We start from the raw sequence: 16954 nt of genomic DNA on the forward strand, positions 1-16954 counted from the left end.
AACGAACAGCACGCACCGCCACTCGGCCCATACATAGAGAGCTTCTTATGCCCGACACCACCTCAGTGTTCCACCTGTCCCCCAGGGGCAAACTGCGCCTGGCCATCGCCAGCCTGCTGCTGGTCTCCCACCTGCCCCAGGCGCTCGCCGCCGGCATCACCGTGGTCGAAGGCCCGGGCGGTATCCCGCAACTGCAGACCCAGGGCGGCGTGCCGATCGTCAATATCGTCGCGCCCAACGGCTCCGGGCTCTCCCACAACCAGTTCCTGGATTACAACGTCGATCGCCAGGGCGTGGTGCTGAACAACGCCCTGCAATCGGGCACCTCGCAACTGGCCGGGCAACTGGGCGCCAACCCGCAGTTCCATGGCCAGGACGCCAGCGTGATTCTCAACGAGGTGATCAGCCGCAACGCGTCGGCGATCAATGGCGCCCAGGAAATCTTCGGCCGCGCCGCCGACTATGTGCTGGCCAACCCCAACGGCATCTCGGTCAACGGCGGCAGTTTCATCAACACGCCGAACGCCAGCCTGCTGGTCGGCCGCCCCGAGCTCAACGACGGCAAGCTGCAAGCCCTGAGCACCCGTGACGCCCAGGGCCAGTTGACGGTCGAGGGCAAAGGCCTGAAGAACGACAAGGGCAGCATCAACCTGATCGCCCCGCGCATCGACAGCCAGGGCGACATCACCGCCGGCAACCAGCTCAACCTCACCGTCGGGCGCAACAGCGTCGACCCCGCCAGCGGCCAGGTGCGCAGCGTCGACCCGACCGGCCACACCACTGAACAACGCATCGACGCCAGCCTGTTCGGCGCCATGCAGGCCGGGCGCATCAACATCGTCAGCACCGCCGAAGGCGCCGGCGTGCGGGTCGGCGCGGTACAGGTCAAGGGCCGCGACGGGGTCGATATCAAGTCCGCGGGCGACCTGCACATCAGTGGCCAGGCCGTACCCGACAGCCTCGACGCCGTCCGTGCCGGCGTACACAGCAGCCAGGGAGACGTCGCCCTGCGCAGCAACAAGGACCTGACCCTCGCCGCCACCGATGTCAGCGCCCGCGACGTCAAGCTCGACGCCGGACGCAACCTCACCCTGAGCGCCATCGAAAGCCGCAAGCTCCAGGAAAAGCGCGAGCAGTGGAGCAACAGCACCATTGGCATCACCTGGGAAACCTACGACCGCACCCTGACCGACAGCGACACCCGCCAGCACGGCAACCAGCTGACCGCCCGCCGCGATGCCGAACTCAAAGCCGGTGGCGACGCCGAGCTCAAGGCCAGCCAGATCAAGGCCGGCAACAACCTGACGGTCGACAGCGGCGCCGACCTGCGCCTGACCGCCGCCACCGAAACCCGCGAACAACGCGACCAGGGCCAGCACCGCAAGCACTTGTGGAGAGCCGACTGGGACAAGTCCAGCAGCGAACAGCGCAGCATCACCAGCCAGCTCGAGGCCGGCGACCAGCTGCAACTGACCAGCCGCAAGCAACTGCAACTGCAGGGCGCCGAACTGGTCAGCAAGGGCGATATCGGGCTGACCGGGCAACAGGTGGACATCGGCAGCGCCAGCCGCACCCAGAGCCACAGCGACAAGTCCTACTCCGGCGACCTGGTCGGCGGTAGCTTCTTCGGTAAGAACGGCGACGGCGACAAGGGCAAGACCCTGAACAAGGGCAGCAAGGTCAACGCCCAGGGCGACCTGATCGTGCGGGCCGACGAGGTGCGCATCAGCGGCAGCCAGGCCCGCGGCGGCAAGCAGGCCAGCGTGATCAGCGACAAGGGCTCGCTGACCATCGACGGCGTGCAGGACCGCTCCCACGACAACAGCTACAGCAAGGACAGCAAGTTCTTCGGCATCGCCAAGGACGAAAACCGGCAGAACCGCAAGGACAGCACCACCGTCACCAGCGACCTGCGCTCGGACAGCAACCTCACGCTCAAGAGCGCCAAGGACATCGCCATCAGCGGCGCCCAGGTGGCCGCGACCGGCAAGCTCAAGGCCGACGCCAAGGGCGACATCAAGATCGACTCGGCGCAAAACACTTCGCAGAGCGAAACCACTACCCACACCCGTGGCTTCGACGCCTACGCCAAGGAGAACGCTCCGGGCACCCGGCAATACCGCGCCGGCGTGCGCTACGAAGACCAGCAGCAAAGCGTCAAGACCGATAACACCCGGCAGCAGGCCTCGAGCCTCAACGGCGGCAGCCTGGACGTCGCTGCCGAAGGCAACCTGAGCGTCAAGGGCGGCAACCTCAAGGCCACCAGCGGCGATGCCAACCTCAGCGGCCACCAGGTCGAACTGCTGGCCGATCACGACCGCAAGCAAGAAAGCACCGATACCCGCACCACCGGCGGTGGCTTCTACTACACCGGCGGCCTGGACCGCGCGGGCAGCGGCGTGGAGTTCGCCCACAAGAGCAGCCAGGACAGCCGCGACAGCAGCACCGCGCGCACCACCGGGATCGCCGCCACGGGCAACCTGACCATCAAGGCCGGCAACACCCTGGTGACCGAGGGCGCCCAGGTCAAGGCCGACGGCAAGGTGCAGGTGGAGGCCGCACAGGTCGACAACCGCGCAGCACACAACACCGACGCCAGCAGCCACAAGGACAACACCTGGACCGCCGATGTCGGCGCCAACGTCGAATACAAGGGCCTGGCCCGTCCAGTGGAAAAGGCCATCGAAGGCGTAGCCCAGCGCAAGTTCCATCAGCCGGGCCTGCTCGACGCCCTGGAACAGCCCAACGTCGGGCTGGACGTGGAAGTCGGCCACCAGAACAAACAGCGCACCGAGCAGAACAGCACCGCCCTGGTCAGCGAGTTCAAGGGCGGCCAGGTCGAGGTCAAGGTCACCGGCCAGTTGCAGGACGAAGGCAGCCGCTACCAGGCCACCAACGGCGCCCTGGACATCGACGCCGGCAGCCATCTGGCCAAGGCCGCCAGCAACACCCACAGCAGCAGCGAGCAGGCGCTGGACGCCAAGGCCGGCGTGCGGGTCTACACCACCACCGGCGAAGACCTGAATGTGCGTGGCAGCGGCGCCGGCGGCAGCAGCGACAAGAACAGCGACAGCAGCAAGGCCGTGGTCGGCAGCTATGCCGGCAGCCAGGGCGTGAATATCAAGCTCAACGGCGACGGCCAGTACGAAGGCAGCCGCTTCGATGGCGACCAGGCCGGCGTCAAGCTGCAGGCCGGCGGCGAACTGGCCCTGAACCAGGCCAACGACCGGCAGAACAGCAGCGACTCCAGCCTGCGCGGCGACGCCTCGCTCACCGTCGGCAGCGCACCGGGCGCCAACGGCAACAACCTCAACCTCGGCGCCGGGGTGCAGCTGGACCACAAGCGCCTGGACCAGCAGGACAGTCAGGCCCGGGTCGCGACGATTCGCGGCAAGGGTCCGATCGAGCTGTCCAGCGGTGGCGACCTGACCCTCCAGGGCACCACCATCGGCAGCGCCACCGACAAGACCGGCGACATCCGCCTGGACGCCGGCGGCAAGCTCGACCTGCAGGCCGCGGTCGACAGCCACGCCAGCCAGGGCAGCAACCTCGGCGGCGGCCTGACGGTCGGCGCCGGCAAGACCAGCAGCGAACAGAGCAGCGGCAAGAACGCCAGCCTGAGCGCCAACTTCAACATCGGCCGGGTCTCGGAGCAGGACCAGAAGCAGACCGGCGGGCAATTGCACAGCAATGGCCAGGTCCAGCTGACCAGTGCCTCCGACAGCGCCACCGCGCTCCATCTGCAGGGCACCCAGATCGAGGCCAAAGGGGTCACCCTCAGCGCCGACAAGGGCGGGATCTACCAGGAGTCGGCGCAATCCAGCCAGGCGCACACTAACTGGGGCCTGACCCTGGGCGCCGGTGGCAACGGCGGCAAGACCACCCGCGCCGACGCCAGTGAACACGACTCGCCGAAAACCGACCGTGGCATCCACGCCCGGGCCAAGATCGACGTCGAACAGCTGAGCGGCAACACCCAGCACAACAGCCTGATCAAGGCCGACCAGGTGACGCTGGCCAGCGCAGGCGACACCCACCTGGCCGGCGCGCGCATCGACGCCAACCGAGTGGATGGGCGCATTGGCGGCGAGCTCAACGTGGAAAGCCGCAAGGACCAGCGCAGCAGCACCACGGTCAACATCGACGCCCGCCTGGACGCCGAGAAGAACCAGCCGGGCGTGGTCGACAAGCTGACCCAGCAGACCGGTCCGCTCAAGGACAAGCTGCAGGCCAAGGCTGAAGGCGGTTTCGACCAGCATCGCGAGAAGCTGGAGAACGTCGTCGACAAAGGCACGGACCGCCTGGTCGCGGCCAAGGACAACCTGGTGGACAAGGCCCAGACCGCCAAGGAGCGCCTGGGTGAAAAACTCACCCGCAGCGGCAGCTACGACGTCAATCCGGAGCCCAAGGGCGCCTTCGGCCGCAGCGTCGACAAGGCCAAGAGCTACCTCGCCGACAAGACCGAAGCCCTGGGCGACCGCGTCTCCGGGCTCAAGGAACGGGTCTGGCCGAAAACCAGCGACAGCTACGCCGTCAGCGAGAAGACCGGCACCGGCAGCAAGCTGACCAACACCGCCGAAGGCGTACTGTTCGGCGACAAGAGCGGCAACACCTCCTACACGCCGACCCTGAACCTGAATGTCAGCCGGCAGAGCAAAGACAGCGTGGCCCAGGCTTCGGGCATCAGCGGCACCCAGGGCGTGAACCTGCAGGTGTCGGGCGATACCCACCTGAACGGCGCGCGGATCAGCGCCAGCGAGGGTCAGGTCGACCTCGGCCGCTCGACCGTCACCAGCACCGCGCTGGCCGGCTCGGATTACCGCGCCGACGTCGGTCTCAATCTGTCGAAGTCGCCGGTCAACCTGGCCCTCGGAACCAAGGACGAGCTGACCCGCAAACAGGACGACGCGACCCGCAACGATCAGTCGTTCAACCTGGGGCCACTGCGCGTCGGCGGGCATAACGACAGCCAGTCGCTGCAGGCCGGTATCGATCAGAAAACCCCGGGAGGTAACGACTCCGCCCGATAACGGCTTGGTGAAGTAGAAACACCCAGGTATCGGCTGCCCGCCATCAAGGGGGCAGCCTTTATCTCCCCTTGGAAAGTGCACTAACCCTTCAATATCTCCTTACCTTTTACATCGCTGGATACTCATTCCTACTTCAAACCGAAAAACCGCTGTAATCCGAAACCGTCTTTTATGTAAGAACTGCCTTATTGTCCCCAACCCCGCCTTAACCCACATATATCCCCTGCCCGCCCTGCGCTAAGGTCAAGCCTGGTGTTTATTCACACGGATTTGACCATGAGTTCTGTTTTCCTTATCGACGACCACCCTGTTATCCGACTGGCCATCCGCATGTTGCTGGAACATGAAGGTTATAAAGTCGTCGGTGAAACCGATAACGGCGTCGATGCCCTGCAAATGGTCCGCGACAGCATGCCGGACCTGATCGTGCTCGATATCAGCATTCCCCGGCTCGACGGGCTGGAGCTGCTGTTGCGCTTCGGCGCCCTGGACCGGTCGTTGCGCGTGCTGGTGCTGACGGCGCAGTCGCCGGCCCTGTTCGCCGCGCGCTGCCTGCAGGCCGGCGCCTGCGGTTATGTGTGCAAGCAGGAAGACCTGAGCGAAGTGCTCAGCGCCATGAAGGCCGTGTTATGCGGTTACAACTACTTCCCGAGCCACGCCCTGCAAACACCGCGCCTGGATGAAACTTCGAACATCGAACTGAACCGCCTGATGTTGCTCAGCGACCGTGAACTCATGGTATTGCAACTGTTTGCCAAGGGCAGTACCAGCACCCAAATTGCCAACAGCATCTTTCTCAGCGGCAAGACCGTCAGTACTTATAAGAAAAGAATCATGCACAAACTTCGGGCTCAATCCATGGCGGAACTTATCGAGTTGGCACAACGTCACGAACTGGTGTGAGAAACAGGATGTTTAAACACATTCTTTATTATTCGATGCTGGTGGCCGCGACACTCTCGGTGGCGCTGTTTTTTGGCCAGTTCGATATCAGGCAACTGCTGTTCGGCGGCCTGGGCCTCGGCGTGCCGCTGCTGGCTTCCCTGGGCTGGAATGCCTGGCTGCACCGGCGCCTGGCCCGACAGCGACAGACCCAACAAACCCTCGAGGAGCAGCTCGAACTCATGCAGGCCTGGGTCGACGGCCTGCCACATCCGGCTTATGTACGCGATCGCCAGGGCCGGCTGCGGCACTGCAACGACAGCTTCCGGCAGAGCTTCGCCATCCGGCGCGAAGAGATCATCGGCAAGCCTGTGCTGCCGGGCCTGCCAGAAGACCTGCTGGAAGACCCGGAGCAGGCCCGGGAACATCACGCCGACTGCCAGCGGGTCATGGCCCAGGGCCTGCCGCTGCAGCTCGAGCGGCGGCTGCGCATCCACGGCCGGGAACTCAGCCTCCAGCACTGGCTGCTGCCCTATCGGGATGCGAGCGGCCAGGTCCAGGGCATCCTCGGGGGCTGGGTCGATATCAGCCAGCACCGGCAACTCGCCGCCGACCTCGAGGCCGCCCGGCAGCAGGCCGAAGCGGCCAGCCTGGCCAAAAGCCTCTTCCTGGCCAACACCAGCGAGGCCCTGCGCACCCCCATGAATGCCGTGGTCGGCCTGCTCGAACTGGCGCTGCAAGACGCCGAGGGCCAGCCCGCGGAACGCCCGGCGGTGGCAATGGCTTACCGCTCGGCCCGGGAGATCCAGGCCCTGCTCGGCGCGACCCTGGATATCGCTCGCCTCGAGTCGGCGCGCCTGGCGCTGACGCCCGAATGGCTGGACCCGTGCCGGCTGGTGGAGTCCATCGTCAGGGAGTTCGACAGCCAGGCCCGACAGAAACACCTCAAGCTGCTATCGACCTGCCACTCCAGTGCCGAGCCGCTCGATGTGCTGCTCGACCCGCTGCACTTCAAACAGATCCTGGGCCAACTGCTGGACAACGCGATCAGGTTCACCGAACAGGGCCAGGTCAGGGTCCATCTCGATCTGCAACCGGCCGCGCCGCCGCAACAACTGCTGCTGACGCTGCAGGTGACGGACAGTGGCATCGGCATCGACGAGCAGGACCAGCAACGGCTGTTCGAACCCTTCTTCCAGGCCGGCACGGGTTCCAGGCGCGACGGCGCGGGGCTGGGGCTGACCCTTTGCCGGCATCTCTGCGAGCTCATGCAGGGCACCCTGCAACTGACCAGCCAGCCGGGTATCGGCACGGAAGTCCGGTTGGGGTTGCAGCTGGCCTGTCAGGCAGCGCGCCAGCCCAAAGCCCCCGTCGAACCGCCGATTGCCCACGCCAGCCAGCCCTTGAACGTACTGGTGATCGACGATCACTCGGCGAACCGCCTGCTGCTGAGCGAGCAATTGCGCTCGCTCGGGCACCGCTGCCGCAGCGCCGATAACGGCGCGCAAGGCCTTGAGGCCTGGCGCGAAGGCTTCTTCGACCTGCTCATCGTCGATTGCAACCTGCCGGGCCTGAACGGCTACGACTTGGCCCGCGCCATCCGCGAACATGAACGCCTGGAGTCCCGCGCGCCCTGCCAGCTATTCGGGGTGACCGCCAGCGCCCGGCCGGAGGAACGGCAGCAGTGCCGACAGGCCGGCCTCGATGGCTGCCTGTTCAAGCCCGTGAGCCTGGCGAGCCTGAGCCAGAAACTGTCCGGGCTGCGGCCGTTGCCCTGGAATGGGGCGTTCAGCCTGAAGGCGCTGCACACCCTGTCCCGGGGCAAACCGCGGTTCGTCCTGCGCATCCTCACGGAACTGCTGCATTGCAGCTACCGGGATCGCCAGCAACTGACGGGGCTGTGCGGCGAACAGCCGCCCCAGGCACTGGCGGAACTGGCCCACAAGATCAAGGGCTCGGCCCTGATGGTGCAGGCCAGGGACCTCGAAGCGCATTGCGAAGCCCTGGAGCAGGCCAGCCTGGAGGACGCGGACCGGCACTGCCTGACGCTGCGCCGAACCGCCCTGGAGCAGGCCATGCTCAGGTTCGAACGGGCCCTGCAGTGGCAACTCGAGCAACAGGGCAGCACAGCGACGCCCTGATGGCCAGGACCTGCGCGGTGGCGCGCATCACGGACTACTTGTCAGAAAAATATCAAAAAGCCACTATCCTTTCCGTCGGCTCCAAGCCTTCCGGGTCAGCAGCCGTCAGGCTGCGGTCGGTGGGGCTCCTCAAGCCGCTACCCCCAAGCACGGTGCACCTGCCTTAACTATGCTGAAACGCTGAATCGCGCACCATGCGCCCCTGGAGAGAGCTGCAATGCCGAGCACACTGCCGTTCGAGAAACGCCGATTCCCTCTCCATGTGCATATCAGTGTGATGTTCACCTGCCTGCTCCTGCTGACCGGCATCGTGCTGGGCCTGTTCAACTACCAGCAGACCACGCGCATCATCCTCTCCAACAGTGAGAAACTGTTCCAGCGCATCGAGCAGGACGTCCAGCTGGACCTGACAGCGACCTACGAGCCGATTCGCCATATGCTCAACCTGCTGGTGGACAACCCGGCCGTACAGGGCTCCGACCTCGGACAGCGCCTGGCGCTGCTCAAGCCTTTCAGCCAATCGCTCAAGGACAACACCGAACTGGCGTCCCTCTATGTGGGCTATGCCGACGGCGATTTTTTCATGGTCCGGCCTTTGCGCAGCCAGGCCTTGAAGGACGCCCGCCAGGCCCCGGGACCCGCGGCCTATGAAGTCTGGAGCATCGAACGCGAGCGCAGCACCGGGCAGTTACATTCGCAGTCGCTGTTCTACGACGCGTCCCTCGCCCTGGTCGGCCGTCGCGACAACACCGAGGAAACCTACGACCCGACGGGACGCAACTGGTTTACCAGTGCCCGGGACGACACCGAGCAGATCACCACCCAGCCCTATGTGTTTTTCTCGACCCGCAATATCGGCACCACCCTTGCCCGGCGCAGCGGCAACGCCGCGGTCATGGGCGCCGACCTGACCCTGGAACAACTGTCGGCGACCCTGGCCAAGCACCAAGTCACCCCCAGCACCGAAATCGCCCTGGTGGACGGCGACGGCCATGCAGTGGCTTATCCGGACAGCCGTCGCTTGATCGTCGAAGCACAGAGCGCCCGGCTGATCCGCGCCAACGACCTGAGCCCCGCCCTCGACGCCTTGCTGCAAGGCAAGGCCCAGGGCAATCGCCTGCGGCTCAAGGACCGCCAGTGGATCGTTGCCAGCAGTCATTTGCAGGAAGGAGGGCCAAAGGGCCTGCAGCTAGCGCTGCTGGTGCCCGAGGACGAGTTGCTGGGGGATGCCTATCGCATGCGCTGGCAGGGCGCGCTGATCACCCTGAGCATTCTGTTGCTGTGCCTGCCCTTGGGCTGGCTGACCTCCCGCGTGCTGGTCAGGCCGTTGCGCGCCCTGGTGCAGGAGGCCGACGCCATTCGCAGCTTCGATTTCGACTACCCGCTGGCCCGCCGCTCGCCCGTGCTGGAAGTCGACCAGTTGGGTGTGTCGATGGCCCGCATGAAAGACACCCTGGCGAGCTTTTTCGAGATCACCGCCAGCCTGTCCGCGGAAACCCGCTTCGATCCGCTGCTGGAGCGGGTGCTGTCCGAAACCATGAAGATCGGCCAGGCCCAGGCCGGACTGATCTACCTGCGGGAAAACCAGGGCACGCACCTGGAACCCCACGGCCTGATCGTCGCGGACAAGGTCCAGGACCTACAGGCATTCGACATTGGCTTCCAGGACATCCAGCACAGCACCAGTCCAGCCTGGGTGCGCCAACTGGCAAACAACGAGAGCGTGGTCACCACCCTGGGGTTCGAGCAGGCGGCCGACCTGCAAAGCGTGCTGCTGGCCATGAACTGCCCCAGCGTTCATCTGATCGGTATCCGCCTGCACAATCGCCACAACGAAACCGTCGGCATGCTGGTCCTGCTCCTGGCCGACAGCGGTCAGGAGGCCGATCTGGACAAGCTGCGCCCGGACCGCATCGCCTTCCTCCAGGCGGTTTCCGGCGCGGCGGCGGTCAGCATCGAGAGCCAGCGCCTGCAGAACCGGCAAAAACAATTGCTCGACTCGTTCATCCAGCTGCTGGCCGGGGCGATCGACGCCAAGAGCCCCTACACCGGCGGGCATTGCCAGCGGGTGCCGGCGCTGACCCTGATGCTGGCCCAGGCCGCGGCAGCCAGCCAGCAGCCGGCGTTCAGCGCCTACCAACCCACCGAGGATGAGTGGGAAGCGCTGCATATCGCTGCCTGGCTGCACGATTGCGGCAAGATCACCACCCCCGAATACGTGGTGGACAAGGCCACCAAGCTGGAAACCCTGAACGACCGTATCCACGAGATCCGCACCCGCTTCGAGGTGCTCAAGCGCGACGTCTGGATCGACTATTGGCAGGCCCGCGCCCAGGGCGGCGACGAGGCTGCCCTGGCGGCGACCCGCGATGCCCACCTGGCCGGGCTGGACGACGACTTTGCCTTTATCGCCCGCTGCAACCTGGGCGGCGAGACCATGGCCGAGGCCGACCAGCAACGGCTGGACCAGGTTGCCCGGCGTACCTGGAGCCGGACCTTGGACGACCGCCTGGGCGTGTCCTGGGAAGAAAACCGCCGCCAGCAACGCACGCCGGCACCCACCCTGCCAGTCACCGAACCGCTGCTGGCCGACAAGCCCGAGCACCTGATCGAGCGCGGTCCCGCCGAGCTGATCCCGACGGACAACCCCTGGGGCTTCAAGCTCGATGTACCGCCCTACAAGTACAACCGTGGCGAGCTGTACAACCTGAGCATTCGCAAAGGCACCCTGACCCGCGAAGAGCGCTACGTGATCAACCATCACATGGTGCAGACCATCCTGATGCTCAACCACCTGCCCTTCCCCGGGCACCTGGGCAACATCCCCGAGATCGCCGGCGGCCACCACGAAAAAATGGACGGCACCGGTTATCCCAAACAATTGAAGCGTGAGCAGATGAGCCTGCCGGCGCGGATGATCGCGATCGCCGATATCTTCGAAGCCCTGACGGCGGTGGACCGCCCCTACAAGAAGGGCAAGACCCTGAGCGAAGCGCTGGGCATCATGGCGACCATGTGCCGCGATGCCCATATCGATCCGGAACTGTTCGAGCTGTTCATCCAGGACAGGATCTACCGACAGTACGCCGACCGCTTCCTGCAACCGCAGCAGATCGATGAGGTAGACCCCGAGGGCTTGCTGAGCAAGGCCCGGCTCGGGGCCTGAGGGGGGTCAGCAGTCGGTCAGGCGCAGGAATATCGCCGCCAGGCGCTCGATACCGGCCTGGTCCTCGAGGGTGAAACGGGCGAGTTTCGGGCTGTCCAGGTCCAGCACGCCAATCAGCCGCCCCGCTTTGACCAGGGGCACCACCAGCTCGCTGTTGGACGCGCTGTCGCAGGCGATATGCCCAGGGAACGCATGCACATCCTCGACCCGCTGAGTCTGTCGGCTCGCCGCGGCCGCGCCACACACGCCACGCCCGAAGGCAATGCGTACACAGGCGATCTGCCCCTGAAACGGCCCGAGCACCAGTTCCTCGTCACGGTTGAGGTAGAAGCCGGCCCAGTTCAAATCGTCCAGCTGGTTGAAGAGAAACGCCGAGAACTGCGCGGCGTTGGCGATGAAATCGCGCTCGTCGGCCAGCAACGACTCCAGCTGGGCGCACAGCAAGGCGTAGCCGTCCAGGCCTGCGCCGGTGTTCTGCAGATCGATCATGCCTTTTGCTCCAGTAACTGCAAACCAACCCAGTACCGCGCGAACTGATAGGCGCAACGGCCGTTGCGATTGCCGCGGCCGGTGGCCCAGCGCACAGCCAGGACGTCCAGGGCCTCGTCACGCTGCCATTGCAGGCCGGCCTTGCGCCCCAGTTCGCCGATCCAGTGTTCGACCACGTTCAGGTAATGCTCCTGGGTGAAGGGGTAGAACGACAGCCACAGGCCAAAACGGTCCGACAGGGCGATCTTGTCTTCCACCGCTTCGCTCGGGTGCAGCTCGCCATCGACCCGCTTCCAGTTCTCGTTGTCGCTTTCCTTTTCCGGCACCAGGTGCCGGCGGTTGGACGTGGCGTACAGCAGCACGTTGTCCGGTGCCTGCTCCAGCGAGCCGTCGAGCACGCTCTTGAGTACCCGGTAGTCGCCCTCGCCCGATTCGAACGACAGGTCGTCGCAGAACAGCACGAAGCGCTGCGGCAGCTTCACCAGTTGTTCCACGATCCGCGGCAGATCGGCCAGGTGATCGCGCTCGATTTCGATCAGGCGCAGGCCCTGCCCGGCATGCTCGGCCAGCAGCGCGCGGACCAGGGACGACTTGCCCGTGCCGCGCGAGCCCCACAGCAAGGCGTGGTTGGCCGGCAGGCCGTCGAGAAACTGCTGGGTGTTGCGCCCCAGTTGTTCGCGCTGGTTGTCGACCCCGATCAGGTCGGACAGGCGCATGTCCAGGCTGACTTCCAGCGGCAGCAGGAAACCGCTGCGCCCCTCACGCTGCCAGCGCGCGGCCAGGCACCGGGTCCAGTCGATGGCTTGTCGCGGCGCGGGCAACAACGGCTCGATACGCGCCAGAACCGCGTCGGCGCGTTCAAGAAAAGCATTCAATCGAGAGTCCACGACTTCTCCTCGGGCAGGTTCACGGTAATGATGTCGCACGCAGACGAAACGGCCATCTATCGCAAGCGAACGGCGCCGGCACCTGCCGGTACACACTGATGATCAGCTATGCTTGCCCAGCGAAGGGAAACGGAATTGGCTCGAAACCCCATGGACATCAAATTCACCAACCGCCTGTCTTACAAGCAAGCCAGGCTCACTGTGCTGGTCGGTTTTGTCCTGGGGACGGTGCTCAGTCTGCTGCAAATCGGCATCGATTATGCCAGCGAAGACGCCTCCATCAACCGAGAAATCAACGCCCTGCTGGAAATCAGCCACAATCCGGCCTCGCGTATCGCCTACAACATCGATGCCGAACTCGCCCAGGAGCTGACGCTCGGCCTGCTGCGTTCGCCGGCGATCATCCGCGCCCGGTTGATCGACAACAACGACACCCAGCTGGCCAACGTCGACCGACCGTCCCAGCAAAGCCCTTACCGGATGATCAGCGACTTCCTGTTCGGCGCCAAACGCGAGTTCCAGGACCGTCTGTACCTCGACCATCTGCCCACCGAGTCCCTGGGCGTGCTGTACCTGGAAGTCGACACCTATTCGTTCGGCAGCCGCTTCCTGCGGCGCGCCGAAATCACCCTGCTCAACGGTTTCGTCCGCAGCCTGGTCCTCACCGGGCTGCTCCTGGCGCTGTTCTACGTGATGCTGACCAAACCCCTGGTCGGGGTCATTCGCGAGCTCAGCGGGCGCGATCCGCGCAGCGCCGACCAGCCGCGGCTGGATTTCCCGCCCAGCCATGAGCAGGACGAGATCGGGGTGCTGGTCAAGGTCGCCAACCAGCAGTTCGACAACATGGCCACCGAGATCCTGCAGCGGCGCAACGCCGAAAACCGCCTGACCGATTACCTCGGCCAGCTGGAAAACATCGTTTCGGCGCGCACCACCGAACTCAAGGCCATCAACGACCGCCTGACCCAGTCCAATGAAGAACTGGAAGTCGCCCGCAGCACCGCCCTCGACATGGCACAGGCCCGGGCCGCCTTCCTGGCCAACATGAGCCATGAGATCCGCACGCCGCTCAACGGCCTGCTGGGCATGATCGCCCTGTCGCTGGACAGCCCGCTGAATGCCGAACAGCGCCAGCAGCTGTCGATTGCCCACGACTCCGGCAAAGTGCTGGTGGAACTGCTCAACGATATTCTCGACATGTCCAAGTTCGACGCCGGCCAGCTGGAGCTGGAGCGCATCCCCTTCGATCTCGGGGTGCTGGTGGAGGACACCGCCAACCTGCTGTCGCAGAACGCGGCGCCGAGCGTCGAGCTGGCCTGCCTGATCGAGCCCGAGTTCCCGTCGCTGGTGCTGGGCGACCCCACGCGCGTGCGGCAGATCGTCAGCAACCTGCTGTCCAACGCCCTCAAGTTCACCCGCTTCGGCCGGGTCGATGTGCGCCTGAGCACCCTCGAAGGCGGGGTCAGGATCGAAGTCTGCGACACCGGCATCGGGATCGCTCCCGAGGCCCAGGTGAAGATCTTCCAGCCCTATACCCAGGCGGGTGCCGGGATCACCCGGCAATACGGCGGCACCGGCCTGGGACTGGCGCTGACCTACAACCTCTGCGAGGCCATGCAGGGCCGCCTGAGCATCAGTTCGGAGGTCGGCTTTGGCAGCCAGTTCTGTGCCGAGCTGCCGCTGCCCTGCCATACCCCGGCCACACCCCCGTCGCCCCTGCACGGCCAGGTACTGGCCATTACTTCCGAGGGCAGCGGCCTGGCCGAGCTGTTGAGCGTGCAGTTGCCGTTCTGGGGGCTTGGGTATCGGCGCTGCGATCTCGATGAGTCGCTGATCGGGCTGCAGCCGGACCTGTTGATCACCGACTGCCCGGAATGCCTGTTCGGCCTGCGCCCAACCATCGGTGCGCCGATCCTGCTGGTCACCGCCTATGGCAGTTTCCTGCCCAGCGAGGAAGCCAGCGCGCTGGCGCCCCTGCAGCAGCAGGCCCGGCCATTGGCGCGCAACGCCCTGTACCAGACCCTGCGCCGGGCCCTGCTGGCCGAAACCGCGGTGATCAACGAAACCCAGCTGGAAACCCTGGCGCCCCTGCGCCGCGCCTTTATCTTGCTGGTGGAAGACAACCCAGTGAACCAGCTGGTGGCCAAGGGCATGCTGAGCAAGCTCGGCTGCGAGGTGACGGTCGCCGCGCACGGCGCCGAAGCCCTCGACCAGCTGGAGCACCAGGCATTCGACCTGGTCCTGATGGATTGCAACATGCCGGTGATGGATGGCTACGAGGCCAGCCGACAGATCCGTCGCAGCGGCCACTGGCCGGACCTGCCGATCGTCGCCCTGACCGCCAATGCCATGCCCGAGGAGCGCGATCGCTGCCGGGCCGCGGGGATGAACGACTACCTGGCCAAGCCCTTCCGGCGGGAAGAGCTGATTGCCCTGCTGGACCTCTGGGTGCCGACTACGACAGCGCTTTGACCTGGGCCAGCAGGCGGTCCAGGCCATGGCGCAACTCACTCAGGCTGTCCAGATCGACACCGCTGTCGCACAACAGCGCCGCCTTGAGCGGCGGCACCTGATCGCGCAGGGCCAGGCCGGCCGCGCTCAGGCTCAGGTGCACCTCGCGCTCGTCCCGGGACGAACGCTGGCGCTGCACCAGCTGCAACTGTTCAAGGCGTTTGAGCAACGGCGTCAGGGTGCCGGAATCCAGCGCCAGGCGTTCCCCCAGCGCCTTGACCGTCGGCAGCTCGGGCGGCGTCGCCTGCCATTCCCAGAGCACCAGCATGACCAGGTACTGCGGGTAGGTCAGCCCCAACCGGTCGAGCATCGGCTTGTAGCCCCGCACCACGGCCCGCGAGGCGGCGTAGAGCTTGAAGCACAACTGGCTGTCGAGTTTCAGCGAATCGCGGTACAGATCGGTCATTTGAGCAGGGCTTCGATCTCGCGGGTCAGGTCCTGGGGCTTGGTAGCCGGGGCGAAACGCTTGACCAGCGAACCGTCCTTGCCGATCAGGAACTTGGTGAAGTTCCACTTGATGCCCTGGGAGCCCAGGACCCCCGGTGCGCGTTTTTTCAGCTGCACGAACAGCGGGTGCGCCCCGGCGCCATTGACGTCGATCTTCTTGAACAGCGGAAAGCTGACCCCGTAGTTCAGCTCGCAGAACTCGGAAATCGCCCCTTCGTTGCCCGGTTCCTGCTTGCCGAACTGGTTGCAGGGAAAACCCAGGACCACCAGGCCCCGGTCCTTGTAGGTCTGCCACAGTTCTTCCAGGCCCTTGTACTGCGGGGTGAAACCGCACTTGCTCGCGGTGTTGACCACCAGCACCGCCTTGCCGGCGAAATCGGCCAGGGTCTTTTGCTCGCCCTTGATGGTGGTGCACGGAATGTTCAGCAGTTTGTCACTCATGGCACGGACTCCTGATCGCTAAGGTGAAGTAAAAATAGCGCTCAATTAAATTGTGTGCAATTTAATTTGCCGGAAAGCGATTTCGAAAAATCGCTTGGCTGGCGCCCTACCCGATCAGCGCGGAACCAGGTCCAGGCACACCGAGTTGATGCAGTAGCGCAGGCCGGTCGGCGGCGGACCGTCCGGAAACACATGACCCAGGTGCGCATCGCACCGGGCGCAGACCACTTCGGTGCGGATCATGCCGTGGCTCAGGTCGCGGATCTCGACCATGGCGCTCTCGCCAATCGGCTCGTAGAAGCTTGGCCAGCCGCACCCGGAATCGAACTTGGCTTTCGAGTCGAACAGCGGCGCATTGCAGCAGATGCAGTGATAGATGCCGTCGGTCTTGGTGGCGTTGTATTGGCCCGAGAACGGCCGTTCGGTGCCTTTGAGGCGGCAGACGTTGTACTGCTCCGGGTCGAGCATCGCGCGCCATTCTTCAAGGGTTTTTTCCAGCTTTTCCATGGTCCTTCCTCTGCAACTGAAAAAGCCCGATCTGTATCTTTTCCACGGATCGGACGGCACGTATGATTGCGCCTCGTTAGACGCCAGTCTGGCAGCCGTGTTACGCGCGTTCAAACGGATTTTGCCGACGCGAACCTAGGCTTCAGGCCTGTGTGCAAACGCAGGATTCCCAGTCGGCCATTCATCCGCCGCCTGGATCGTTCATTTTCGGGAACACATCGCCATGCAGGTCAGCAAATCGAACAAGCTCGCCAACGTCTGTTATGACATTCGCGGCCCAGTGCTCAAGCACGCCAAACGCCTGGAAGAGGAAGGCCATCGCATCCTCAAGCTGAACATCGGCAACCCGGCGCCTTTTGGTTTCGAAGCCTGAGCCACCACCTGAACGTGCCCGCCGAATTCGGCGCCTGGCACGCTGGCGGCGGCGCGCGTTATATCGGCGAACGGGCGGCC

The 16954-nt window shown here is 64.9% G+C and carries 10 protein-coding genes and 1 pseudogene; 6 read left to right on the plus strand and 5 right to left on the minus strand.

The genetic code is table 11. The features are described from left to right. The first annotated feature begins 47 nt into the window (after positions 1-47). From ACQKQA_RS08440 to ACQKQA_RS08455, 4 genes are all read left to right on the plus strand, one after another. The gene (locus tag ACQKQA_RS08440) at positions 48-5030 is read left to right on the plus strand and encodes a hemagglutinin repeat-containing protein (RefSeq protein ID WP_427555447.1); all 4983 of its coding nucleotides are present in this window, start codon (positions 48-50) and stop codon (positions 5028-5030) included. Positions 5031-5306: 276 nt separating this feature from the next. Further along, positions 5307-5933: a response regulator gene (locus ACQKQA_RS08445; protein ID WP_427555449.1), complete on the plus strand. Its 627-nt coding sequence runs from the start codon at positions 5307-5309 to the stop codon at positions 5931-5933. An 8-nt stretch (positions 5934-5941) separates the two neighbouring features. Further along, positions 5942-8053: an ATP-binding protein gene (locus tag ACQKQA_RS08450; RefSeq protein WP_427555451.1), complete on the plus strand. Its 2112-nt coding sequence runs from the start codon at positions 5942-5944 to the stop codon at positions 8051-8053. 217 nt (positions 8054-8270) lie between these two features. Continuing rightward, the gene (locus tag ACQKQA_RS08455) at positions 8271-11219 is read left to right on the plus strand and encodes an HD domain-containing phosphohydrolase (RefSeq protein WP_427555453.1); all 2949 of its coding nucleotides are present in this window, start codon (positions 8271-8273) and stop codon (positions 11217-11219) included. Positions 11220-11225: 6 nt separating this feature from the next. Here the strand turns inward: ACQKQA_RS08455 and ACQKQA_RS08460 are convergent, their stop codons facing one another. Together ACQKQA_RS08460 and ACQKQA_RS08465 are read right to left on the minus strand one after the other, a co-directional pair. Further along, complete coding sequence (locus ACQKQA_RS08460; protein ID WP_427555455.1) at positions 11226-11708, minus strand: GAF domain-containing protein; 483 nt, start codon at positions 11706-11708, stop codon at positions 11226-11228. Then, positions 11705-12595 (minus strand): ATP-binding protein, encoded by an 891-nt coding sequence (locus ACQKQA_RS08465; RefSeq protein WP_427555457.1) that lies wholly within the window; start codon positions 12593-12595, stop codon positions 11705-11707. Before ACQKQA_RS08465 ends, ACQKQA_RS08460 begins: the two co-directional genes overlap by 4 nt. 150 nt (positions 12596-12745) lie before the next feature. Here ACQKQA_RS08465 and ACQKQA_RS08470 point away from each other — a divergent pair, with 150 nt between their 5' ends. Beyond that, complete coding sequence (locus ACQKQA_RS08470) at positions 12746-15067, plus strand: response regulator (protein WP_427555459.1); 2322 nt, start codon at positions 12746-12748, stop codon at positions 15065-15067. Here the strand turns inward: ACQKQA_RS08470 and ACQKQA_RS08475 are convergent. The 3 genes from ACQKQA_RS08475 to msrB form a co-directional block, all read right to left on the minus strand. Next, entirely contained in the window at positions 15051-15512 is a 462-nt protein-coding gene (locus tag ACQKQA_RS08475; RefSeq protein ID WP_427555462.1) for a MarR family winged helix-turn-helix transcriptional regulator, read from the minus strand. The two genes, ACQKQA_RS08470 and ACQKQA_RS08475, sit on opposite strands and share 17 nt — an antisense overlap. After that, complete coding sequence (locus tag ACQKQA_RS08480) at positions 15509-15994, minus strand: glutathione peroxidase (protein ID WP_427555464.1); 486 nt, start codon at positions 15992-15994, stop codon at positions 15509-15511. Before ACQKQA_RS08480 ends, ACQKQA_RS08475 begins: the two co-directional genes overlap by 4 nt. A gap of 114 nt (positions 15995-16108) precedes the next feature. Next, complete coding sequence (msrB, locus tag ACQKQA_RS08485; protein WP_427555467.1) at positions 16109-16501, minus strand: peptide-methionine (R)-S-oxide reductase MsrB; 393 nt, start codon at positions 16499-16501, stop codon at positions 16109-16111. Positions 16502-16724: 223 nt separating this feature from the next. Between msrB and ACQKQA_RS08490 the strand changes: the two are divergent. After that, a pseudogene (locus tag ACQKQA_RS08490) lies at positions 16725-16871 on the plus strand (aminotransferase); the annotation flags it as partial. Positions 16872-16954: the final 83 nt, after the last annotated feature.

The organism is Pseudomonas sp. NPDC089530 (assembly GCF_050280705.1).
Classification (GTDB): Bacteria; Pseudomonadota; Gammaproteobacteria; order Pseudomonadales; family Pseudomonadaceae; genus Aquipseudomonas.